Raw genomic sequence first — 21,864 nt, 5'->3', positions numbered from 1 at the left:
CAACACCTGGCCATCCTGGCCGGGTTCGGCGCTTCCGCAGGCCGCTCTGTGCGTTAGCCCACCATCAGGCCGCCGTCTTCACTGAGGCATTCCTGCCAGCTGCGCAGATCGAAGAGCAGTTCCTCGAGCGTGAGCACGGCCAGTTCCTGCTCCAGCGCCCGCTGCAGACGCCGCACCAGAGCCTGGGCCACCTGCTCGCCCGCCAGTGCCGGGTCGCTGGCTGTAGCCGCCGCCGGCCCCAGCGCCGGATCAGCCTGCACGGCTTGCAGCACGGTGGCGACAGGAATCGCCGCCGGTACCCGCCGCAGGCGGTAGCCGCCGCTGCGGCCCCGCCGCGCCTCCACCAGATCGGCCCGCCGCAACTGCAGCAGAAGTTGCTCCAGCATCGGGGCCGGAATCGACTGAGCGGCGGCGATCTGGGTCACCGAGCGCCAGGCGCCCGGCTCCCTGGCCAGCTCCAGCAGCGCCTTGAGCGCCTGCAGGCCGCGGCGCTTGATCAACGCCGCGCCGCCAGACGCTCCAGCACGTTCTCGAGGGTGTAGCCGAACAGGGTGGGATCCGGTTCGGTGGCGTCGATGTCGGCCAGGCCCAGCTCCTGCCAGCGGGCATCGAGCCGATCTTCGATCGCCGCCGGCCGGCGGAGCGGTTCGCCCCAGTCGTGGCGCTTTTCCGGCCCGATCTTGGTGGTGGCATCGATCGCCAGACGGCCGCCCAGCCCCAGACGCTCGCTGGCGAAATCCAGCGTGTCGAACGGGGTGTCCTCCAGCACGAACAGATCGCGCTGGGGATCCACCTGGGCACTGATGGCCCAGATCACCTGGCGCGGGTCGCGGATGTTGATCGACTTGTCGACCACCACCACGAACTTGGTGTAGGTGAACTGGGGCAGGACGGTCCAGAAGGCCATCGCCGCCCGCTTCGCCTGGCCCGGATAGGCCTTGTCGATCGAGAGCACAGCCAGCTTGTAGCTGAGCCCTTCCATCGGCAGGAAGAAATCGATGATCTCGGGCACCTGTTGCCGCAGGATCGGCGTGTAGATGCGGTTGAGCGCGATCGCCAGCATGGCCTCCTCCTTTGGCGGGCGGCCGCTGAAGGTGGTGAGGAACACCGGGTTCCGGCGCTGGGTCATGCACTGGAAGCGCACCAGCGGTGACGCCTCGACGCCGCCGTAGAAGCCCATGTGATCACCGAAGGGGCCGTCGGGCAGTTCCTCGCCGGGGGTGATCGTGCCCTCCAGCACCACCTCGCTGTGGCTGGGCACCTCCAGGTTCACTGTTTTGCACTTGGCCAGCCGCACCCCTTCGCCGGCGTAGATGCCGGCGAACAGCCATTCGGAGAGCTGCACCGGGATCGGGGTGGCGGCGGCCATCACCAGCAGGGGGTGCACGCCGATCGCCACGGCCACCTCCAGGGGCTTGCCCATGGCCGCCGCCTTGCGCAGGTGGCGGGCACCGCCACGCACGCTCAGCCAGTGCACCGTCATGGTGTTCACCGACTGGCGCTGCAGCCGGTAGACACCCACGTTGGGCACGCCCGTTTCCGGGTCCTTGGTGATCACCAGTCCGAGGGTGATCACCCCGCCGGCATCGCCGGGCCAGGGGCGCAGCAGCGGCAGGCTGTCGAGGTTCACGTCCTCCCCCTTGAACACCTGCTGGTGGCAGGGCGGCAGCAGGTCGAGGTCGGGGCGGGCCTTCACCACATCCCAGAGCACCCCGCCGAAGCGCACCGCCTCGCGCAGCCCCTTCGGCGGCCGGGGCTGCTGCAACAGGGCCAGCCGCGCGCCGAGATCCTCCAGCTCTTCGGCCGACTCCAGGCCCATGCTCCACACCACCCGCTGCACGGTGCCGAGCAGGTTCACAGCCACCGGCATCGGGCTGCCGATCACGTTCTCGAACAGCAGGCCGGGGCCCCCGCGGGCCAGCACCCGGTCGGCGATGGCGGCCAGTTCCTGGTCGGGGTCGACGGGGGCTGTGATGCGCCGCAGCTGGCCGCGCTGCTCCAGTAGCGACAGAAAGCCCCGCAGATCTCTGGTGGAACTCCGCGGCAGCGTGGCCGTCATTGAGTGGGTCCTGAGCGTCGCTGCCTACTGTGACGCACGCGACCCGTGCCCTGCGCCGTGCAGATCCATACCTTCCACACCTCCGAAGATGTGCCAGACCGCGGCCCTGGAGCGGCGGCGGCGGGCCCGGATGCGGCCGTGGTGATCGACGTGCTGCGCGCCACCACCACGATCGCCTGGGCACTCCAGAACGGCGCCGAGGCGGTGCAGGCGTTCGCCGATCTCGACAGCCTCAAGGCCGCGGCCGCGGCCTGGCCGGCCGCGCAACGGCTCACAGCCGGCGAACGGGGCGGCGCCCGGGTGGAGGGCTTCGATCTCGGCAACTCCCCCCTGGCCGTCACGCCGGCGCTGGTGGCGGGCAAGCGCATCTTCATGAGCACCACCAACGGCACCCGCTCGCTCGACAAGGTGCGCACTGTGCCCCTGCTGCTGACCGCCTGCCTGCCCAACCGCGCGGCAGTGGCGGCGCGGCTGCTGGAGCGGCAATGCGAGCAGGTGTGGATCGTGGGCAGCGGCTGGGAGGGCTCCTACTCGCTGGAAGACACCCTGGCGGCTGGCGCGGTGGCCCAGGCGGCGATGGATGCCGCAGCCGCTGGCGGCCGGTCGGTGGAGGCGGGCAATGACGAGATGGTGGCGGCGCTGGCGCTCTGGCAGCAGTGGCGCCACGATCCCGAAGGCTGCCTGCGTACCGCCAGCCATGGCCGGCGGCTGATCGGCCTGGGCGATCACGACGATGATTTCCGCTGCTGCGCCAGCGTGGATTCGCTTGAGATCGTGCCGATGCAGGCCGAGCCAGGCGTACTCAAAGCCAGCTGAAGCCGGCGCCCAGCCCCGTTCCGGTGCCGGAAGGCAGCTCCCTTACAGTTCCGCCGACCTCTTCCCTGCTCATGGTGACGAGCTTCCTGGCCGCTGCTCTGCAACTCACCAGCACGCCCGATCCGGAGTCCAATTTCGCGGCCGCCGAGGAGCTGATCGATCTGGCGGCCCGGCGCGGCGCCGATCTGGTGGGGCTGCCCGAGAACTTCGCCTTCATGGGCAACGACGAGCGGCGGCTGGAGCTGGCGGGCAGCCTGGCCGAACGCTGCAGCCGCTTTCTGGTGACGATGGCGCGGCGCTACCAGGTGACTCTGCTGGGCGGCGGCTATCCGGTGCCGGCCGGGGAGCGGGCCACCTTCAACCGCGCAGAGCTGGTGGGCACCGAAGGCCAGCTGCTGGCCCGCTACGACAAGATCCACCTGTTCGACGTGGATCTTCCCGATGGCAACACCTATCGGGAGTCGGGAACGGTCAAAGCGGGCGAAACCTTGCCGCCGGTGGTGGATGTGCCGGGCCTGTGCCGCATCGGACTTTCGATCTGTTACGACGTCCGCTTTCCCGAGCTCTACCGCCACCTAGCCGGTGCTGGTGCCGAACTCATCATGATTCCGGCCGCCTTCACCGCCTTCACCGGCAAGGACCACTGGCAGGTGCTGCTGCAGGCGCGGGCGATCGAGAACACGGCCTACGTGATGGCACCGGCCCAGACCGGCCTGCACTACGGCCGCAGGCAGAGCCATGGCCACGCCCTGGTGATCGACCCATGGGGCACGGTGCTGGCGGATGCGGGAATTTCCCCCGGGCTGGCGGTGGCGCCGGTCGACCCTGATCATGGCCAACGGGTTCGCACCCAGATGCCGAGCCTGAACCACCGCCGTCCTTCGCTGTTCTGACCCTGGGGAAGCCCTGCCCGTCACTGCTCACCACGCTGCGGGCGTCGTGCCGCGCGATCGCCCTCGCCACGCTCGCGCCGTCTGCCCTGCTGCTGGCCTCTCTGCCGGCCCACGCCGCCAGCGCCCTGGCCGCCTGGCGCGTCAGCCGGGATGGGGTGCTTGAGCTGCGCACCTCGCCCTCAATCTCCCTGCAGGCCTTCTACGAAAGCGGCAGGGGCGCCCAGGGTCCTCGGGTGTGGATCGACCTCCCCGGCGCCCCGGTGCGGCCTCGCACCCTGCGCGGCAGCGGCGCCCTGCGCGAGGTGCGCATCGGCAAGCCCGATCCCGGCACCACCCGCCTTGTGCTCGAATTCGCCCCAGGCACCCAGCTCGATCCGCGCAACATGCGCCTGGTGGGCACCGCCCGCGACCGCTGGCGCCTCGAGCTGACCGGGCTGGGCTCCAACCGGCTGATCTCCACCCTCGGCGAAGGCAACGTGGAGGTGGCAGGCGGAGGCTGGGTACGGCCGACTCCCTTCGGCGGCAGCCGCCCCCTCCCCTCGACCGGCGGCATGCCCGCAGTGCCGCGCGGCCGCTTCCGGGTGGTGATCGATCCGGGCCACGGCGGACCCGACCCGGGCGCCGTGGGCATCGGCGGGCTGCGGGAAACCGATGTGGTGCTCGACATCTCGTTGCAGGTGGCCCAGCTGCTGCAGAGCAAGGGTGTGCAGGTGGTGCTGACGCGCACCTCCGAAATCGACGTCGACCTGCCGCCGCGGGTGGCGCTGGCGAACAGCAGCGGTGCCCAGGCTTTCCTCAGCATCCACGCCAACGCCCTGAGCATGGCCCGGCCGGATGTGAACGGCATCGAAACCTTCTACTTCCAGGGCGCTCAGTCGCGGGCGCTGGCGGAGGCCGTGCAGGAGGAGATGCTGCGGGTTTCACCCGGCAGCCCCGACCGCGGCGTCAAGACCGGCCGCTTCTTCGTGATCCGCCGGACGGTGATGCCCGCGGCGCTGGCGGAAACCGGCTTCGTGACAGGCGATCTGGATTCCCCCCGGCTGGCGGATGCGGGACACCGCCAGCGGCTGGCCCAGGCCATCACCCGCGGCATCCTGCGTTACCTGGGGGGCGGATGAGCAAGCGACGCATCGGCCTGCTCGACAGCGGACTCGGCGGCCTGACCGTGCTGCGCCGCCTGGTGGAGCGGCATCCCGACCAGCCCTACATCTACCTGGGCGACACCGCTCGGGTGCCCTATGGCGAGCGCTCCAGGGGGGAGATCCGCTCGATTGCCGCCGAGGTGGTGAGCTGGCTGCAGCTGCAGTCGGTCGATGTGGTGCTGATGGCCTGCAACACCACCCATGCCCTGGCCCTTGATGTGGTGGAGGCCATTGCCGGCCGCGAGGTGCCGGTGCTGGGTCTGATCGACAGTGCTGCCACCGTGGTGCAGGGGGAACGGGTGGGCGTGCTGGCCACGCCGGCCACCGCAGCCAGCGGCGCCTATGGACGCGCCCTGCGCGCCGTGCGTCCGTTCATCAAGGTGGTGGAAGTGGGCTGCCCCGCCTTCGTGCCCCTGATCGAGCGGGGTGATCTCACCGACCCGCAGCTGCGCGAGGCGGCCCACACCTATCTGAAGCCCCTGCTGGCCGCCGATGTGGACACCGTCGTGCTTGGCTGCACCCACTACCCGCTGCTGGAAGACCTGCTGCGGGAGCTGCTGCCCCAGCACGTGGTGCTGGTGGATCCGGCCGAGGCCGCCGTGGCGCGCCTGTCGGTCTGCATCGGCCGAACGCCGGCGCCGCTGCCGCAGCGCTGCGGCCTGCACCCGTCTCCCGCACTGGCCAGTGGCAGCCGCTTCTGCGTGACCGGCGATCCGGAGGCCTTCGCCCGTGCCGCCATGCCCTGGCTGGGCTGGCGGCCGGTGGTGGAGCAGGTGGCGCTCTCAGCGCCGATCCAGGCCTTCTAGGATCCATCCACTGAGCAGGGGTCATGGCCACGGTCGCGCAATTGCTCCAGCCGGTCGAGAACGACCTCGAAACTCTGCTGAGCGATCTGCGCAGCCTGATCGGCGCCGGCCACCCGATCCTCCAGGCTGCAGCTGAGCACCTCTTCAGTGCCGGTGGCAAACGGATCCGCCCCGGCGTGGTTCTGCTGCTCTCACGGGCTCTCAGCCCTGATGGTGAGCTCTCCAGCCGGCACCGGCGCCTGGCTGAGATCACCGAAATGATTCACACCGCCTCCCTCGTCCACGACGACGTGGTCGATGAGGCCTCCACCCGCCGCGGCGTGGACACGGTCCACAGCCGCTTCAACAATCGCCTGGCGGTGCTGGCGGGCGATTTCCTTTTCGCCCAGGCCAGCTGGCACCTCGCCAACCTCGACGACCTCGATGTGGTGAAGCTGCTCTCGCGCGTGATCATGGACCTGGCCGACGGCGAAGTGCGTCAGGGTCTGTTCCGCTACGACACCGGCCAGAGCTTCGAGACCTACCTCGAAAAGAGCTACTGCAAAACTGCCTCGCTGATCGCCAACAGCGCCCGCGCCGCCGGGGTGCTGAGCAACCTGCCGGTCGATCGCCTCGATCAGCTCTACCGCTTCGGCCGCCAGTTGGGCCTGGCCTTCCAGGTGGTCGACGACATCCTCGACTTCACCGGCAGCGATCAGCAACTGGGAAAGCCTGCTGCCAGCGATCTGGCCGCCGGCTACCTCACGGCCCCGGTGCTCTTCGCCCTTGAGGAACGTCCGCCCCTGGCCGGGCTGATCGAGCGAGAGCTCTGCGAACCCGGCGACCTCGATCAGGCGCTGGAGCTGGTGCGGGGCTGCGAAGCGATCCCCCGGTCGCGCACGCTGGCCGAAGGTTTTGCCCGAGAGGCCGGCGAAGCGCTCCAGTGGCTACCGCCTTCCGCCTCCAGCGACGCCCTCAAGGCCCTGCCGGACTTCGTGCTCAGCCGCCTCTATTGAGCGCGCTTTGCCGAGCTGAGTGGGCTTGCTCCGCCGAATCGCACGGCCGTTTGACCTGCTCTCATGCAATGGCCAGAGCAGGTTGCTGCACGAGGGATGGATCCATTCACCGAGAAGCCAGTTCTCCTTCACACAGGCTGCTTCAAAATCAGGGAGGTGTGAAGATTCAAAGCCACAAGATCTCTCACGTTTTGCTAGCGATTGGCGGGCAGCTTTACCCATGCTGAAAAGGAACCCTCCCATGGACATCAATCAGCACCATTTCGAGCTACAAATCCTCTGACCTCCCCCTCTCAGAGATCCACACCATGAGCGAGGGCAGTCCCTCCAACCAACCCGTGCCCGACGTGGACGCCGAGGATCAGGCCGCGGCTAATGCACTGGGCGCATTGGGAGCCCAGCTCCGTCAAGCACGCGAGGCCAAGGGCATTGCCCTGCCGGAGCTTGCCAAGCGCCTGTTCTTCCGCGAGGAGCAGTTGAACGCGCTTGAAGCCGGCGACCGTGCCGCCCTGCCCGAGCTTGTGTATGTGATTGCCCAAGCGCAGCGCGTGGCCGGGGTGCTCGGGCTGGATGTGGCGCCGTTGTTGCAGCCGCTGCGCAACCTGCAGAAAAGTGGCCTCACCCACCGCTGCCTGGACCCAAGCACCTCAACGACACAGCAGACGGCGCCAGGGTCCGCCAAGACCGCCGCCGCAGGCGTGATGGTCCGTTCCATTGCCGTGATGGCTCTGATCGTGGGCGCTGGATCGGCGCTGGTGTGGGGCTGGCGGCGCTTCGATGCCGGCACCCTCCAGACACGGCTTTCCGCGCAGCCGGCTGCCCCCTCCCCTGCACGGCCCGAGCCCCCGGCCAACGAACCAGCCCCTGCCATGGTGGCCCCGGTGGCCGTGCCGCCAGCTCCTGGCGATCTGCTGCTGAGCAGTAGTGCCCCCAGCTGGCTGGAAGTGCGTCAGGTGGGCGGCCCTGCCGGCGAGGAGGTGGTGTTCCGCGGCACCTTCAAGGGGGAGCGCCACTTTCCGCTCGGCGATGGCCTCAAGGTGCTGGCCGGGCGCCCCGACCTGGTGACGGCCCGTCTGGAAGGCAAACCGGCTGAACGCCTCGGTTCGATCGAACAGGTGCAGTGGCGCACCTTCAAGACTTCAGCAGCGGATCCGTCCGCTCCGCCTCCCTGAGCACAAGAAGCCACCCCCCAAGGGGCACCTCCGCAGGGTTGCTGGGGCGGAGCGGCCTTCATTCCCTTTCCATCGCCACAATCTGATCGCGACCGTTCATCCGGGCCAGTTCTGAGGCTTTTGTTGCCCGCTGGAACAGGCTGGCGAAATCGGCGTCGGTGTCGCTCATGGTGGTGACTCCACCGCTGAGGTGAATCTGCTGCTCGCTGTGGAAGGACGACACACCAATATGGTGGACGCCCTCCAGCACGCTTTCCGCCAACCAGGTGGCCTGCTCATCGGTGCTGTTGATCAGCAGAATCGCGAATTCCTCGTCGCCCACCCGTCCGATCAGGTCCTGGTCCGCGGCGTGGCTGCGGCAGAGATCGGCCACTTTCACCAGCACCTCATCGCCCGCCTTGTGGCCTGAACGGCTGTTGATCATCCGGAAGTTGTCAATGTCGAGAATCACCAACGACAACGGCACCTGGCGCTCCCGCGCATGCCTCAGTTCGAGTTCGCCGAGCTGAAGGAAAAGGCTGCGCCCCAGCAGATGGGTGATCGGGCAATGCAGCGACTGGCGGCGCATCTCGATTTCCCGCATCGCCAATTCAGCAATGCGCTCCAGAAGACGGATCTGCTGATCGCTGGGCTGGCGAGGCTTGCGGTCGATCACGCACAGCGTGCCGAGGTTGTGGCCGTCTTCAGAGGTAAGCGGTGCGCCCGCATAGAAGCGAATCCTGGGCTCCTCCAGCACGAGGGGATTGGTGTTGAAGCGCGGGTCTTCGAGCGCATCGGGCACCACAAGCACGCCGTTGCCGGCGATGGCATGGGCGCAGAAGGCCATCTTGCGCGGTGTCTCGTCGATCTCCAGCCCCTGGCGGGCGATGAACCACTGGCGGTCGGTATCGATCAGGGAGATCAGGCCGATCGGTGTGTCAAGCAACTCAGTGGCCAGCTCCAGCAGGCGATCGAGGTGCGGATCCTTGCGATGATTGAGTAGGTCGTGGCGCTCCAGCGAGCGCAACCGCTGGAGTTCATCGACGGGGACCGGGTAGTCGGGGAAGGGGGACATTGCAAGGCCACGCGCAGACAGCTCCTGCCTCTGTTGTAGCCAGGCCAGGCTGCGTCACGCCCTGAGCCAGTGGGCTTGGCAACCGACTGGTATGCAAAACAGCACCCAAGCGGCTCCCGTAACCTCGGCTCTCCCCCCGGTAGCCGTCGTGCCTCCCCGAACGCGCCGGCTGCGGCCCCTGCCCAGCGCCAGAAGGGCAGCGACCCTGGCCGCTGGTTTCTCCGCCGGTCTCGCCGCTGTTCTGGCGGCCTTGCTGGCGGTTCTGCTGCCCATGCTTCAGTCGGCGCAGGCGGCGACCGGGCCGTCCAGCTACGCCCTGGCCTGGGAGCAACCCTTCAACCGCCCAGATCACTACCCCCTTGATCAGCGTCCTGATCCGGCGCTCTACAAGCCGAACGGCGCCTGGATCGGCCGGCTGATCCTGCCGGAGGCGCGCGCCGCAGATCCCGCCGGTCAGGGTCAAAGCGCCCAGGATCCCGGCGCTGACTGGGTGTGGCTGGAGGTGCAGCACGCGCCTCCCCAGCACGAGAAACTGGTGGGCCAGCGGCTGCGGCTGGGCTGGCAGGAGCGGCCGCTGTTGCAGGCCATGGTGCGCACCGTCAGCACCGACATCCACTTGGATGCGGCGGCCCATGCGGCGATCGCTGCCGGCAACGTGCTGCCGCAGCGGCTCGATGGCCGCCGCGGCGTGGGTCCGCTGCAATCGCTGGCCGGGGCTCGCCCCCACGACGACGTGATCGTGCGGCTGGAGGAGGTGGAGCTCACCACCAGCCCCACCGGCAGCCCCGGCCTGGCGATCGCCCAGCCGCCGGTGCAGATCACCGGGCGCTATGTGGCCCTGGTGCAACTGCTGCAACCAGCCGCCGCCACCGAGAACCCCGACGGCGATCGCTTCGAGGTGCGGCACTTCGATCGGCGCCAGGGCGGATTCAGCGGCCCGCTGGACGTGGTGCGGATTCCGCGGCAGCCACCTGATCGCGATGGGCGCCGGCTGTTCAACCCGGATGGCCTGGTGGGGGATCCGATCGGCGCCGCCGGCTGGCTGGTGTACGGCGCGCCCGATGCCAGCGGCCTGTTCACGGCCCAGGCACTGCTGCCCCGGGCTCTGCTGCAGCCCCAGGCCGATCAGCTGGTGCAGGGCCGCGGCGCCGGCCTCGACTACGTGCTGCACCGCAACTGGGCCCGCACCCCCGAGCGGAAGGGCCGCTTCTCACGGGTTCAGGTGGGGGGAGAAGGCAGCTGGCAGCTGGGCGAGCGGGGCCTGCTGATCCACAGCTTCGGCGGCATCGGCGGCCCCGCTGGCGAAGCGATCGTGGCCGGGACCGTGACCGGCCACTTCGCCTTCGGCGACGCCGAACTGGGGCGCGACCCCTTCAGCGGTGAGCCGCTGTTTGCGCTCCGCTTTCACCAGATCTATGCCAACAACCCCAACGGCATCGTGGCCGGCACCCAGGACTGGAGTGCCTACAGCGGCGATCTGCAGCGGGGCTGGCTGTGGCTGCGACCGATCTCCGATGTGCTGATCCGTCAGGACCTGTTCAGCGACGTGCAGCTCGGCCCCCGCCGCTTCTCCCTGCTCGACGAACTGGGGGTGCAGGCCAACGTGATGATGGCCCGTTACCGCAGCGGCGACGGCACGGGCCTGTCGTCGGTGACGCCGGCCACCTCCTGCGTGCAGGATTCCAGCCAGACCCTCTACATCGCCCTGCAACGGCTGCGCCAGCAGGTGCTGGCCGATCCCGGGCTGATGGCCTGGTGGCGCGCCCATCCCAACGACAGCGACAGCCGGCGCTTCGAGCGGCTGCTGGCCCTGGGCCGGTCGCTCGACGACCTGCTCACTCCCTTCGGCATGGTGCGCTCCGACTGGGTGCGCAACGCGGCAGTGGTGGCCGGCGCTGACACGCTCACCAGCGGTGAGCAGCATTTCGTGCGCGGGGAAAGCGTGCGCGATGCCCTGCTCAGCTGGCGTTCGATGCTGCCCCGCCGCGGCCATGACGACAACGCCCGCGTGTTCCTCCAGAACGGCTCGCAGCTGTGGTTCCAACGCACCAACCAGGTGCCGGGCCGCGACCCCGAGCTGCTGCCGCTGGCACCCACGCTGCTGCTCGGCCAGTGGCCCTGGTTGTCGGTGCCGCTGCGGCGGCTCTCCGATGCGGTGAGCACGCCGCTGCTGGGCGGCAATGGGCTGGTGGCGGCGCTGGGAATGCTGCTGTACGCACTGGTGGCCCTGCCGCTGGCGCGGCGCAGCGGCCTGCTGCGGCAGGGCTGGCGCTGGCGACCGCTGGGGCCACTGCTGCGCCAGGCGCCGCTGCTGCTGCTGATGCCAGCGCTGGGGGAGGAAGCGGTGTTCCGCGCCGCCCTGCTGCCGGCAGCCGCAATGGAGGGGGTGGGGCCCTGGTCGTCGCTGGCCTGGGGCGCCCTGAGCGTGGGGCTGTTCGTGGCCTACCACCCACTGGCTGGCGCCACCTGGTACCGGCCGGGGCGGCAGCTGTTCCGTGATCCGGCCTTCCTGCTCTCCTGCAGCTGGCTCGGCGCCGTGTGCGCGGGCGTCTTCCTACTCAGCGGCTCGCTGTGGCCGCCCGTGCTGATCCATTGGCTGGCCGTGACCCTGTGGCTATGGCCCCTGGGCGGACGCCTGCGGTTGAGGATGGAGGCCCCCAGGCCGGTGGCCCCATGACCCTCGAACGGTTCAAGCAGGCCCTGGCCACATTGATGGAGCAGGCGCCCACCGACCCCCTGGAGCGGGATGAATTCTTCGAAGTGAACCCGCTGCCCGCCGCCGATGGCCCCTTTGAGGTGGTGGTGGTCGACGAGGAGCAGGGGATCTTCGCCGCGCTCTATCTCGACCGCCTGTTCGAGGAGCAGGAAGCTGAAGGCCAGGACGAGGTTGAAGCGCTGGTGCCCGCCTACCTGCAGGAGGCGTTCGGGCTGGAGCGGCACGACTGGCAGCCCACCGCTCCCTTCGATCTGGGCTGGCGGTCGCGGGAATTTCTCTGGTTTCTGGAATTCCAGCTCCCCGGTCTCACGCCGCCCTGTCACAGCGACGCCGTCAGCTGAGTGAGGGCTGGCGCGGGGCGCAGACGGCTGAGTGTGTGCTGACGGGGGCTCAGAAGGCTTCAGCGCCCCCTGACGATCACCGGTGTGCCACCGCCTGGAGCGGTGCCGGGCAGGGCGGGCACCACCGAGGTCTGACCGTCCCATTTGTCGAGGAACAGCTTGTAGAGCACCTGGTCATCGAGGCTGGAGTTGAGGATCTGGTAGCGCTTGGCCTCCTGATCGGCGATCTTCACTTCGGTCTGGGCGCGCAGCAGCCGCTGCTCGGCGATCTGTTTCTGTTCGATGGCGGCGCGGTATTCCTCGGCGATCTGCAGACCGGTGAGGTCGAGGCCCTGCACGATCACGTAGTTGAACTTGCTGAGTTCTTCCGCCACCTTCTCCTGCACCAGGGCGGAGATGTCGTTCCATTCGGTGGCGATCGTCACCAGCTCGTACTGGGAAAACACCGATTTGAGCGCCTTGAGCAACGAGGGCTGGATCACCCGCGGATAGATCTGGGAGTTATCGGTGGCGATCGTTTCGAACACGCGGGCCGCCTCGCTGGGCTTGATCGCGTACTTCACCGTGGCGGTGGCCTCGATCACCTGCAGATCCTTGGTGAGGGTGGAGAACTGCTCCGGCCGCACCTGGGTGCGCACATCAAAGAACGAGGTGGCCTGAATCAAGGGGATCTTGAGGTTGGGGCCTGGGTCGCGCTGGTTGCCGGTCACCTTGCCGAGCGTGGTGACCACGGCGACGTTGCCGGCCGGCACGATGAAGATCGTCTGGGTGAAGAGGATCAGCAGCGCCACGGCCCCGGCGATCAGCAGCTGAAACATGGCGCCCGGGCCATCACCGGCCGGTCGCATCGAGCCTTGCATGGTGGTGGGGCGTGGGGAGTGCGCACCCTAGGGGGAGCCTGTGGCGGGAGTGCGAAGCAGGAAACCGGGATCCCGCCGCCGGCAGGCTGCCAATACCGGCAGGCGCTGAGCAAAGGGAAGCGTTGACCTGAACAACCGCCGATGATGGGCGTCACAGTGCTGCCTCCGGTGCCGCGCCCCGTCCCGCTTGGCCTGCTGAGCCTCGTTCCGTGGTCGCTTGCTGTGGCTTCGGCAGCAGGGGCGCCGGCGACCGCAGCTCCTGTGGAGGCGGCTCCTGTGGCCGCCCCGTCCGAAACCATCGCCCGGACCGAGGCGGCCCTGACGGACCTGATGGCATCGCGGGGGTGCCGCACCAACAGACTGCCGACAACAGCCGGGGGTCAGCGGGCCCTGAGCCGCTGGAACGCGGCCGCCATGCTGCAGGCCTGCCTTCAGCAACGGGCGCCGGCGACAGGCGACCTGCAGCGACTGCAGCACGAGCTCGCCGCCGAACTGGCCGTGTTACAGGGGCAGCTCGGCAACGAGCAGGCCCGGTTGCGGGCGCTGGAAGCCGCCGCGTTCTCCACCACCACCACCCTCAGCGGCCAGGCCAGCTTCGTGCTGGGCACCAACGCCTTCAGTGGCTCCGCCGCAGGGCTGGTACAGCAGAACCGGCAGACCTTCGGTGCCGCCAGCTTCAGCTACGACCTGCAGCTCATCGCCGACACCAGCTTCAACGGCAAGGACCTGCTGCGCACCACGCTGCGGGCGGGCAACCTCGCCTCCAGCAGCTTCGGTGGCGCCGGGCCCAGCAACCTCTCCACCCTCGCCGCCGCGTTTCAGGAGAACTGCGGCTTCAACGTAAGCAATTGCGGCAACGCGCTGGCGATCGATCGCGCGTTCTATCAGTTCCCCCTGGGGGCGGGCTTCACCGCCACCATCGGCGGCCGCGTCGAGCAGGACGACATGCTCGCCCTCTGGCCCAGCGTCTACCCGGCTTCAGCCGTGCTCGACCTGTTCACCCTGGCCGGGACTCCAGCCGCCTACAGCGAGAACCTGGGGGCAGGCGTTGGCCTGTGGTGGGCCCGCCGGGGCTTCAGCATCAGCGCCAACTACGTGGCCGCGAGTGGCAATGCCGGCAATGCGGGCCAGGGGGGGTTCGGCACCGCCAACGCCGGCGCCACCGGCACCGTTCAGGTGGGTTACGGGCACAAGGCCTGGGGCGTGGCGGCGGTGTACACCCGCCTGCAGAACACCAACGGCCTGATCGGTGCCGCCAGCCCCTTCACCACCGCCAGCCTCAGCGTCCCGGGCACCACGGAGGCCTTCGGCCTGAGCGGCTACTGGCAGCCGTCACGGGCGGGCTGGTGGCCCTCGATCAGCGCCGGCTGGGGCCTCAACAGCACCATCTATTCCAGCCGCGGCCTCAGCAGTGGGCTGAGCAACAGTGGCACTGGGGGCAGCAACGGCCTCGTGGCCACCAGCCAGTCATGGGCGGTGGGCCTCCAGTGGAGCGACGTGCTGGGCAAGGGAAATGTGCTCGGCATGGCCGTGGGGCAACCGATCGTGGCCACGCGGCTGGTCGGCGGCGGCGACGGCCAGGACAGCAATCTGGTGGCCGAATGGTGGTACAGGCTGCAGGTCAGCGACAGGATTGCCGTGACCCCGGCACTGTTTCTGCTCAGCCGGCCGCTCGGCGCTGACACCCCCGCAGGAGAGCAGTTCCGCCAGTTCGGCGCCCTGATCACCACCAGCTTCCAGTTCTGAACCCGACCGGCCAGACCGCACGCCGGCGAATCCACGCGCGACCCACGGCCATGCCCGCCACGCTCACCTTTCACTTCCGCCCCCGCGGCCCCGCGCGCTTCGCGGTGGGGGGCTTCCTCACCCTCTGGCTGGGCGGCTGGGCGGCCGGGGAAGTGTTCGCGCTGTTCACGCTCAGCCGTCTGCTGCGGGAGTGGACCGGGGCCGGCCCGATGGACATGAGCGTGGGGAAGGCCGCAGCGGTGACCGCCTTCCTGCTGCTGTGGGTGAGCCTCTGGACCCTGGGCGGGGTGATGGCGATACGCGAATGGCTGCGTTGTTTCTGGGCCGATGAGCGGCTGGTTGTCACCGACGATGTGCTGACGCTGCACACGCGGCTGGGCCCGTTCGTGCGCCGGCAGCGCATCGGGGTGGGCCAGATCCGCCGCTGCGCGGTGCGCAGCCGCCACCAGCAGCCCAGTGCGCTGGTGGCAGAACTCGAGAACCGGGTCATCGAACTCACGCGGCTGGGCACCGCTGGCGAACGGGAGCAGGCCGCCGCCGCATTGAACGCAGCCTTCGCTCTCGATCCAGCAGCGCCGGCGGATCCGGTGGCCACTGATTTGCCCCAGCCGCTGACGGCCCAGCTGCCGCGTCAATGGCAGGAGCTGGAGGCCGCGTTCTGCGACGCCCCGTTGCTGGTGCCCACGCTCCGCATCCGGCGGCGTCAGACGGCCATCACGGCCGTGATCACCTTGCTGCTGCTGGCGCTGCTGGGCCTGCTGGGCCGGTCAGCCCTGGCCGACCCATCCCTGTGGCCAGTGGTGGCCTTCCTGGCCCTGCCGGCACTGGGCTGCGGCTGGGGAACGGTCTGGCTGCTGCTGGGCCGGCGCGAGCTGCGCCTGGAGCGCCACCAGCTGGTGGTGCAGCGCCGCTTCGGCCGCTCCGTGCGTGAGGTGGCCCAGCTGGACGCCCTGGAGTTGGTGGAGAGCACCGACAGCGACGGGGACCGCTGGTACAAGCTGCAGGGGCTGCGCTCCGAGGGCAAACCCCTCACGCTTGAAAGTGCGATCAGGGATCCCGCCGATCCACGCGCCCTTGGCCAGTGGCTGCAGCAGCGCACCCAGATTCCGTACCGCGATGCGATTCCGTCCGAGGGCGAACGGGAGGAGCAGCGGGCGGCCGCCCTGCTGGAGCTCAAGCAGCGACTGGGCGAAACGGGCCGGGCCGGCTCATGGATGCTCAAGCTGGTGGAGCGGATCGAGACAGACAAGAAAAGGCCACCGGCCCCGCCGGCCTGAGCGTGGAGCCGTCCCGGGGCCGCGCCACGGGCATCACCGACACCACCTGCACCACCGCTCAACCGTCCCCGCACCTCCGGGTTTCCACAGGCTCAGAGCCGCAGCTCCGCCAACGACTGCAGACAGATCACCTCGGGCGGGTACTGGGCGCAGACCCCATCGTCGGGCAACAGCACATGCACCTGGCAGCCTGCCGCCTGGGCCGAGCAAGCACCGGCGATCGAATCCTCAAAGGCCCAGCAGTCACTGGGGTCGACACCGAGGCGGCGGGCGGCCAGCAGAAAGACATCGGGGGCCGGCTTGCCAGCAAGGAGCTCCGGGTCATCGCCATGCACCCGCCGCTCGATCAGCTGCAGCCAGGCATGGGGCTGACTCTTGAGGGTCACCGCCTCACGGGAGCTGCTGGTGGCCAGGGCCATGGGTATGCCCAGGGCATGGCAACGCTCCACCAGCGCCTGGGCACCCGGCATGGCTGCGGCCTGCGGCAACAGGGCCTCAGCGATCGGCTGGCGCACCTCCAGCAGCTCAGCGTTACTCAGGGAAGGCCCACCGCTCTGATGGATCCACTGGCGCACCTGATCGGCGCAATCGAGGCGCCGGCGACCACGCAGGGCCAGCACTTCCTCCGGCCGGAGACTGCGGCCGAAGTGGGCGGCGGCGGCCTGCCAGGCCTGGGCATGCAGCGGTTCGGTGTCCAGCAGGAGACCGTCGAGATCGAACAGGCAGGCCGCGGGACGGGTCATGGCGCCATCTTCCCAGCTACCAAGACCAGTCGCCCAGGCTGGCGGGGCATCAGGGCCTGCGCAGGTGGAAAGCAGCGGCCCTGCGCTGGGGAAGCGCCGCCGCAGAGGAATCACCTGGGTGATGGATATCGAATCCTCCAGCAGAGGCGCTTCCTGGGGTTCAGCAGCAAGGCGAGCAGACGATCTGTCCTGACAAAGAATGATCTTTCCTGACAAAAAATGATCTTTCCTGAGCATTGCCACCTGGAGCGTGATCATCACGTTCCAGCATTCCAAGCTTGCCCTTTCTGCGCTGCGCTGCAACAGCCGGCGCGCATCACTAGCTGCCAATGTGGACGTATCCGCCAGTTGGACGTAACCGCCAATGTGGACGAACTCACCCAGTAGCAGATCTGCAGCCTGGTGAAGAGGAGGTGGCGTATGCGGACGCTGGCCACCAAGGAAATGAGCAACGAGAAGAGATGGAGGACAAGGCCAGCAAGTTTTGGTTCACCATGCGCCCCGGCAAGCGCCGGTCCTTACCGGATCCTGCTGGTGACAAGTTGAAGCCAAGATCATTCCAAAATCAGCGGACATTGCCCGATTCACGACGTGCCACGCACAAAACCGTTCAATCTGCACACTTCGCCACCGCTCCTTTTTGCTGTTCGGTGTTGCCCAGAGCTTCCCTAACTGGTGAGGACGAAAGGGGAAGCCACGTCGAGGCTCAACGCGAGAATTTGTTGAAGTCAACGTGGAGCTTCAGTCAAGCCAGCGCAACGACCAGCGCAACGAATAGAGAGTCCGGCGAACAGCAGCCGCGTGTTGCTGAAATCCAGCCCGTGCGACGCCAGAACGGCAACGCCACCAGCGGCCGCTTGAATGGGGGGCCCTGGTACCGATGGCGATGAGCGAGGTCACGATCGAATCCGTGCTGCAGGAAGGCCGGGTGTTCGAGCCCCCCGCCGCCCTCGCTGCCAGCGCCCGGGTCGGCAGCCTCGCGGCCTACCGGCAACTGGCAGAGGCAGCGGACACCGACCCGGACGCCTTCTGGGCCGAGCAGGCGCGGGGAGCCCTGCACTGGTTCCAGCCCTTCGAGAGCGTTCTCGACTGGAGCGACCCGCCCTTCGCCCGCTGGTTTGAAGGGGGCACCACGAACGTGGCCTACAACTGCCTCGATCGCCATCTGGATGGCCCCCGCGCCCACAAGACGGCACTGATCTGGGAGGGGGAACCCGGCGATGAGCGGCGGTTCACCTACACCGAACTGCACGCCGAGGTGTGCAAGGCCGCCAATGCCCTGCTGGGCCTCGGCATCGGCAAGGGCGATCTGGTGGCGCTCTACATGCCGATGGTGCCGGAAGCGGCCATCGCCATGCTGGCCTGCGCCCGCATCGGCGCTCCCCATTCGGTGGTGTTCGGCGGCTTCTCGGCCGAAGCGCTGCGTGACCGCCTGATCGATGGCCAGGCCAAGGCGGTGATCACCGCCGATGGCGGCTTCCGCAAGGACAAGCCGGTGGCGCTCAAGCCGGCGGTCGACCAGGCCCTCGCCGAAGGCTGCCCCAGCGTGGAGCACGTGCTGGTGGTGAAGCGCACGGGCACCCCCACCGCCATGACCGAGGGGCGCGACCACTGGTGGCACGACCGGGTGGAGCCGGCCAGCGCCGAGCACATCGCCGAGCCGATGGCCAGCGAAGACCGCCTGTTCGTGCTCTACACCTCAGGCTCCACCGGCAAGCCGAAAGGCATCGTGCACACCACCGCCGGTTACAACCTCTGGGCCCAGATCACCTTCCAGTGGATGTTCGACATCCGCGAGGACGACATCCACTGGTGCACAGCCGACGTGGGCTGGATCACGGGCCACAGCTACATCGTGTACGGGCCGCTCTCGGCCGGTGCCACCACGGTGATGTACGAAGGCGCACCACGGCCCAGCAAGCCCGGCGCCTTCTGGGAAGTGATCCAGAAGCACCGCGTCACGATCTTCTACACGGCGCCCACTGCGATCCGGGCCTTCATGAAGAACGGCCGTGAGGTGCCCGACCAGTACGACATGAGCTCCCTGCGCATCCTCGGCACCGTGGGCGAACCGATCAACCCGGAAGCCTGGATGTGGTACCGGGAGGTGATCGGCCATGGCCGCTGCCCGGTGGTGGACACCTGGTGGCAGACCGAGACCGGCGGGGTGATGATCAGCCCCCTGCCGGGTGCCACACCCACCAAACCAGGCTCCGCCACCCTGCCCATGCCCGGCATCGTGGCCGATGTGGTGGACATGGACGGCAACAGTGCTGATGTGGATGAGGGGGGCTACCTGGCCGTGCGGCGCCCCTGGCCAGGGATGCTGCGCACCATCCACGGCGATCCGGAACGCTTCCGCAAAACCTATTGGGAAGCGATCCGGCCGGCGGACGGCAGCTGGGTCTACTTCGCCGGGGACGGCGCTCGCCGCGATGCCGATGGTTATTTCTGGGTGATGGGCCGCGTCGATGACGTGATCAACGTGTCTGGGCACCGGCTGGGCACGATGGAGATCGAATCCGCCCTGGTGAGCCATCCGGCCGTGGCCGAAGCCGCCGTGGTGGGCCGGCCCGACGACCTCAAGGGGGAGGGAATCGTGGCCTTCGTGACCCTGGATGCGGGCACCAGCGGCGACGAGGCCCTGATCGCCGCGCTGAAGCGCCACGTGGGCGCCGAGATCGGCCCGATCGCCCGCCCCGACGAGATCCGCTTCACCGATGCCCTGCCCAAGACCCGCAGCGGCAAGATCATGCGCCGCATCCTGCGCGCCCTGGCGGCCGGCGAAGAAGTGAGCGGCGACACCAGCACCCTGGAAGACCGCTCCGTGCTGGATGCCCTGCGGGTCTGAGGGCCACACCGGAACCCCGACATGCGGATCCCCAGCAACCGGGAGGAATCCCTGGCCATCCTCGCCGCCATGGCGGATGTGGGCGGCTGCGGCGGAGAACTGCCGCCGGCCGCGGCGACCGCGGTGGCGGCGGCCGGTCACTGGATCTTCCGGCTCGGGGCTGAAGGACTGCCACGCCCGCTTCCACCCACCAGCCCGGCGCTGCTGGCCGCGGCCCTGCAGCCGGCGGCCCTGCGCCTGGAGGCGATCCGCTTCCTCACGGTGATGGCCTTCCTCGGCGACCGGCTGGATCCGGGGCGCATCGAGCGGGTGCTGGCCTACGCGGCGGCTCTCGGCATCCACACCGCCTCGATGGAGGAGATCGCCGCTGCCGCCCAGGGGCATCTGCAGGAGGCGCTGGCTCTGATGGCCCGCAACAACCTCAGCTCCCTGACGGGCTCCCCCTGGAGCGCGGAAGCCGACATCGCCGCCTGGCTGCAGCCGTACCAGGGAGAAGGGGCGGATCCGGCCCTGGCGGCTCGGTACCGGGCACTGGGCACACTCCCGCACGACCGGCTCGGGCGTGCCTTCCACGACCACTTCCAGCACAACGGCTACGCCATGCCGGGGGAGCCGGGGGCTCTCAACGAACGCTTCACCACCCCCCACGACACCTGCCACGTGCTCACCGGCTACGACACCACGCCCCACGGCGAAATCCTGGTGTCCACCTTCACCGCCGCGATGCATCCGCGGCATCCGATCTCCGGGCACGTGCTGCCGGCGATCTTCTCCTGGCATCTCGACACCCAGCTCAACGACGTGGCCCGATCAGCGCACGGGGCGCTGGATCCTGAGGCGTTCTGGCACGCCTGGGCGCAGGGGGAAGCCATGCCCCTCGATCTCTTTGCTCCGAGCTGGGACTTCTGGGCCTGGGTGGAGCAGCCTCTCGCTCAGCTGCGGGAGTCCTGGCTGGTCGGGCACAGCCACCAGTCGGTGAGCTGATCGGCCAGCCGATCGATCTGCCGCTGCCGGGCCGGGTCATCGGCCCAGGCTCCCAGCAGGTTCTGACGCAGGCCGGCACTGGCGGGTGTGAGGTGATCGCCAGGCCGCTCCAGCAGGGTGGAGGCGTCATCAGGCCGCTGCTGCAGCACGCCGATCAACCGCCGGCTCTGGTCGAGTGCATCGGTGCCGAAGCGGATCAGCAGGTTGCGCGGCTGGCGGTAATGCAGGCCCACCAGCCGCAGGGTTTCCTCCGGTGAAGGGCTGAATTCGGTGCGCAGGCCCAGGCGGGGGGCGAGGTCGGCAAGCAGGGGAATGGAGCGATCGGCGGAGAAGTTGTTGAAGCTCATCGCCGCCAGACCACGGCAACCGCGGCCGCCATCGGGCGCCAGCAGGTGCAGCTTGCAGCCCAGGCTGTGGCCGAGCCGCAGCACCGGCAACGGGGCCGTAGCGGAGGGAGCGACACCAGGATTGGGACGAGCAGTGGCCGTGCTGCGGGCCGCCCGGAAGCAGCGCCAGGCCTCGGTGGCCTGCGCCTGGTGATCGAAGCCGGGCACGTAGCTCCAGGCGCGCACCAGCAGCCCCCGCAGCGCCAGCGCCTCCAGCAGGCGGCGGTAGCTGAGCTGGGGGCTGGCCGCCAGCACCGTGCCGCCGATGAACTCCACCACGCCGATGGGCGGAACCTGCGCGCCACCGGGAAAGGCTTCAGCGGTGGGCGGGGCGAGGCTCCAGAGCGGGCCCTGCTGCTGCCAGCGGCTCATGGGTCGGCCCGGTGAGGCTGCACGGGCGCGTCCACTCAGGCCACCGTCAGCCGCCGCAGCGCCGTGAGGGCCTCACGGGCATGGGCGGCCCCATCGAGCAGGTTGTTGAACATGTGCCGCACCACGCCATCGCCATCGATCACGTAAGTGACACGGCCAGGCAGCAGGTTGAGCAGGGCGCCGGGCACACCGAAGGCCTGGCGCAGGGCATTGCCCTGATCCACCAGCAGGGGATAGGTGAGCCGGTGGCGGGCGGCAAAGCGGCTGTGGCTGCCGGCGTCATCACCGCTGACGCCCCAGACCACAGCGCCAAGGGCGACCAGTTCGGCCTCGCTGTCGCGGAAGGCGCAGGCTTCGGCGGTGCAACCCGGGGTGTCGTCCTTGGGATAGAAGAACAGCACCAGCGGCCGGCCGCCGAGCTGGTCGCTGCGGCGCTCCACCCCGTCCTGGTCGGTCAGGGCGATCAAAGGGATCGGATCACCCACCTGAAGGGCACGGGCCACGCACGCCATTGCAACTGGCCCGACCCTAGGAACGCGGCCCACTGGCGCGGGACGGCTGCGGGCTGGGAACATGGCAGCAACCTGGGCATGACCAGGGTCATCCGCCGCAGGCCATCGATCGATGGCACCCGCCCCGCAGCGTCCCTCC

The 21,864-nt window shown here is 68.9% G+C and carries 19 protein-coding genes; 12 read left to right on the top strand and 7 right to left on the bottom strand.

Annotation, left to right across the window (positions count from 1 at the left end):
* Nucleotides 1-53: 53 nt before the first annotated feature.
* Both ACWJI3_RS12950 and ACWJI3_RS12945 read right to left on the bottom strand, forming a co-directional pair.
* Nucleotides 54-500, bottom strand: a complete 447-nt coding sequence (locus ACWJI3_RS12950; protein WP_094512978.1) for an Rrf2 family transcriptional regulator — start codon at nucleotides 498-500, stop codon at nucleotides 54-56.
* On the bottom strand, nucleotides 497-2,059 hold the full coding sequence (locus tag ACWJI3_RS12945; protein WP_480203878.1) for a UbiD family decarboxylase: 1,563 nt from the start codon (nucleotides 2,057-2,059) through the stop codon (nucleotides 497-499). Before ACWJI3_RS12945 ends, ACWJI3_RS12950 begins: the two co-directional genes overlap by 4 nt.
* Before the next feature lie 57 nt (nucleotides 2,060-2,116).
* Here ACWJI3_RS12945 and ACWJI3_RS12940 point away from each other — a divergent pair, with 57 nt between their 5' ends.
* The 6 genes from ACWJI3_RS12940 (at nucleotide 2,117) to ACWJI3_RS12915 (ending at nucleotide 7,883) form a co-directional block, all read left to right on the top strand.
* Nucleotides 2,117-2,875, top strand: coding sequence for a 2-phosphosulfolactate phosphatase family protein (locus ACWJI3_RS12940; protein ID WP_094513054.1), 759 nt, complete (start codon nucleotides 2,117-2,119; stop codon nucleotides 2,873-2,875).
* A gap of 74 nt (nucleotides 2,876-2,949) precedes the next feature.
* On the top strand, nucleotides 2,950-3,768 hold the full coding sequence (locus ACWJI3_RS12935) for a carbon-nitrogen hydrolase family protein (protein WP_094513055.1): 819 nt from the start codon (nucleotides 2,950-2,952) through the stop codon (nucleotides 3,766-3,768).
* Between the two features lie 35 nt (nucleotides 3,769-3,803).
* On the top strand, nucleotides 3,804-4,886 hold the full coding sequence (locus ACWJI3_RS12930; protein WP_094512980.1) for an N-acetylmuramoyl-L-alanine amidase: 1,083 nt from the start codon (nucleotides 3,804-3,806) through the stop codon (nucleotides 4,884-4,886).
* A complete protein-coding gene (gene murI / locus ACWJI3_RS12925; protein WP_094512981.1) occupies nucleotides 4,883-5,716 on the top strand; it encodes a glutamate racemase in 834 nt (277 codons plus the stop codon). Before ACWJI3_RS12930 ends, murI begins: the two co-directional genes overlap by 4 nt.
* A 23-nt stretch (nucleotides 5,717-5,739) precedes the next feature.
* Complete coding sequence (gene sds / locus ACWJI3_RS12920) at nucleotides 5,740-6,711, top strand: solanesyl diphosphate synthase (protein WP_094512982.1); 972 nt, start codon at nucleotides 5,740-5,742, stop codon at nucleotides 6,709-6,711.
* A 308-nt stretch (nucleotides 6,712-7,019) separates the two neighbouring features.
* Complete coding sequence (locus ACWJI3_RS12915) at nucleotides 7,020-7,883, top strand: helix-turn-helix domain-containing protein (protein ID WP_480203877.1); 864 nt, start codon at nucleotides 7,020-7,022, stop codon at nucleotides 7,881-7,883.
* A gap of 58 nt (nucleotides 7,884-7,941) precedes the next feature.
* On the opposite strand, the gene ACWJI3_RS12910 is transcribed toward ACWJI3_RS12915, so the two are convergent.
* The gene (locus ACWJI3_RS12910; RefSeq protein WP_094512984.1) at nucleotides 7,942-8,937 is read right to left on the bottom strand and encodes a sensor domain-containing diguanylate cyclase; all 996 of its coding nucleotides are present in this window, start codon (nucleotides 8,935-8,937) and stop codon (nucleotides 7,942-7,944) included.
* A 148-nt stretch (nucleotides 8,938-9,085) separates the two neighbouring features.
* Between ACWJI3_RS12910 and ACWJI3_RS12905 the strand changes: the two genes are divergently transcribed.
* Both ACWJI3_RS12905 and ACWJI3_RS12900 read left to right on the top strand, forming a co-directional pair.
* A complete protein-coding gene (locus ACWJI3_RS12905; RefSeq protein WP_480203876.1) occupies nucleotides 9,086-11,614 on the top strand; it encodes a CPBP family glutamic-type intramembrane protease in 2,529 nt (842 codons plus the stop codon).
* On the top strand, nucleotides 11,611-11,994 hold the full coding sequence (locus tag ACWJI3_RS12900; RefSeq protein ID WP_480203875.1) for a hypothetical protein: 384 nt from the start codon (nucleotides 11,611-11,613) through the stop codon (nucleotides 11,992-11,994). Before ACWJI3_RS12905 ends, ACWJI3_RS12900 begins: the two co-directional genes overlap by 4 nt.
* A gap of 59 nt (nucleotides 11,995-12,053) precedes the next feature.
* On the opposite strand, the gene ACWJI3_RS12895 is transcribed toward ACWJI3_RS12900, so the two are convergent.
* Nucleotides 12,054-12,854: a prohibitin family protein gene (locus ACWJI3_RS12895; RefSeq protein ID WP_094512986.1), complete on the bottom strand. Its 801-nt coding sequence runs from the start codon at nucleotides 12,852-12,854 to the stop codon at nucleotides 12,054-12,056.
* A 276-nt stretch (nucleotides 12,855-13,130) separates the two neighbouring features.
* On the opposite strand from ACWJI3_RS12895, the gene ACWJI3_RS12890 reads away from it, so the two are divergent.
* Both ACWJI3_RS12890 and ACWJI3_RS12885 read left to right on the top strand, forming a co-directional pair.
* Nucleotides 13,131-14,600 carry an iron uptake porin gene (locus tag ACWJI3_RS12890; protein ID WP_480203874.1) on the top strand — a complete coding sequence of 490 codons (1,470 nt, stop codon included), beginning with the start codon at nucleotides 13,131-13,133 and terminating at the stop codon, nucleotides 14,598-14,600.
* A gap of 50 nt (nucleotides 14,601-14,650) precedes the next feature.
* Complete coding sequence (locus ACWJI3_RS12885) at nucleotides 14,651-15,877, top strand: hypothetical protein (protein ID WP_480203873.1); 1,227 nt, start codon at nucleotides 14,651-14,653, stop codon at nucleotides 15,875-15,877.
* 92 nt (nucleotides 15,878-15,969) lie between these two features.
* Here ACWJI3_RS12885 and ACWJI3_RS12880 read toward each other — a convergent pair whose 3' ends face one another.
* Nucleotides 15,970-16,620 (bottom strand): HAD family hydrolase, encoded by a 651-nt coding sequence (locus ACWJI3_RS12880; protein ID WP_480203872.1) that lies wholly within the window; start codon nucleotides 16,618-16,620, stop codon nucleotides 15,970-15,972.
* 886 nt (nucleotides 16,621-17,506) lie between these two features.
* Here ACWJI3_RS12880 and acs point away from each other — a divergent pair.
* Nucleotides 17,507-19,471: an acetate--CoA ligase gene (gene acs, locus ACWJI3_RS12875; RefSeq protein ID WP_480203871.1), complete on the top strand. Its 1,965-nt coding sequence runs from the start codon at nucleotides 17,507-17,509 to the stop codon at nucleotides 19,469-19,471.
* A 21-nt stretch (nucleotides 19,472-19,492) separates the two neighbouring features.
* Complete coding sequence (locus tag ACWJI3_RS12870) at nucleotides 19,493-20,455, top strand: hypothetical protein (protein WP_480203870.1); 963 nt, start codon at nucleotides 19,493-19,495, stop codon at nucleotides 20,453-20,455.
* Here the strand turns inward: ACWJI3_RS12870 and ACWJI3_RS12865 are convergent.
* Nucleotides 20,404-21,213: a DUF1350 family protein gene (locus ACWJI3_RS12865; protein WP_480203869.1), complete on the bottom strand. Its 810-nt coding sequence runs from the start codon at nucleotides 21,211-21,213 to the stop codon at nucleotides 20,404-20,406. The two genes, ACWJI3_RS12870 and ACWJI3_RS12865, sit on opposite strands and share 52 nt — an antisense overlap.
* 35 nt (nucleotides 21,214-21,248) lie before the next feature.
* Complete coding sequence (locus tag ACWJI3_RS12860; protein ID WP_094513059.1) at nucleotides 21,249-21,716, bottom strand: peroxiredoxin; 468 nt, start codon at nucleotides 21,714-21,716, stop codon at nucleotides 21,249-21,251.
* Between the last annotated feature and the right edge of the window lie 148 nt (nucleotides 21,717-21,864).

The sequence above is a fragment of the Marcopretia estuarina LEGE 06307 genome, from assembly GCF_056633115.1.
This window is presented reverse-complemented; position numbering and strand designations above follow the sequence as displayed.

Bases quoted from the DNA above. Each gene is read 5' to 3' on its own strand.
- ACWJI3_RS12945 (WP_480203878.1), bottom strand. From the start codon at position 2,059: ATGACGGCCACGCTGCCGCGGAGTTCCACCAGAGATCTGCGGGGCTTT.
- murI (WP_094512981.1), top strand. From the start codon at position 4,883: ATGAGCAAGCGACGCATCGGCCTGCTCGACAGCGGACTCGGCGGCCTG.
- sds (WP_094512982.1), top strand. From the start codon at position 5,740: ATGGCCACGGTCGCGCAATTGCTCCAGCCGGTCGAGAACGACCTCGAA.
- ACWJI3_RS12915 (WP_480203877.1), top strand. From the start codon at position 7,020: ATGAGCGAGGGCAGTCCCTCCAACCAACCCGTGCCCGACGTGGACGCC.
- ACWJI3_RS12910 (WP_094512984.1), bottom strand. From the start codon at position 8,937: ATGTCCCCCTTCCCCGACTACCCGGTCCCCGTCGATGAACTCCAGCGG.
- ACWJI3_RS12900 (WP_480203875.1), top strand. From the start codon at position 11,611: ATGACCCTCGAACGGTTCAAGCAGGCCCTGGCCACATTGATGGAGCAG.
- ACWJI3_RS12895 (WP_094512986.1), bottom strand. From the start codon at position 12,854: ATGCAAGGCTCGATGCGACCGGCCGGTGATGGCCCGGGCGCCATGTTT.
- ACWJI3_RS12885 (WP_480203873.1), top strand. From the start codon at position 14,651: ATGCCCGCCACGCTCACCTTTCACTTCCGCCCCCGCGGCCCCGCGCGC.
- ACWJI3_RS12880 (WP_480203872.1), bottom strand. From the start codon at position 16,620: ATGACCCGTCCCGCGGCCTGCCTGTTCGATCTCGACGGTCTCCTGCTG.
- acs (WP_480203871.1), top strand. From the start codon at position 17,507: ATGAGCGAGGTCACGATCGAATCCGTGCTGCAGGAAGGCCGGGTGTTC.
- ACWJI3_RS12870 (WP_480203870.1), top strand. From the start codon at position 19,493: ATGCGGATCCCCAGCAACCGGGAGGAATCCCTGGCCATCCTCGCCGCC.
- ACWJI3_RS12865 (WP_480203869.1), bottom strand. From the start codon at position 21,213: ATGAGCCGCTGGCAGCAGCAGGGCCCGCTCTGGAGCCTCGCCCCGCCC.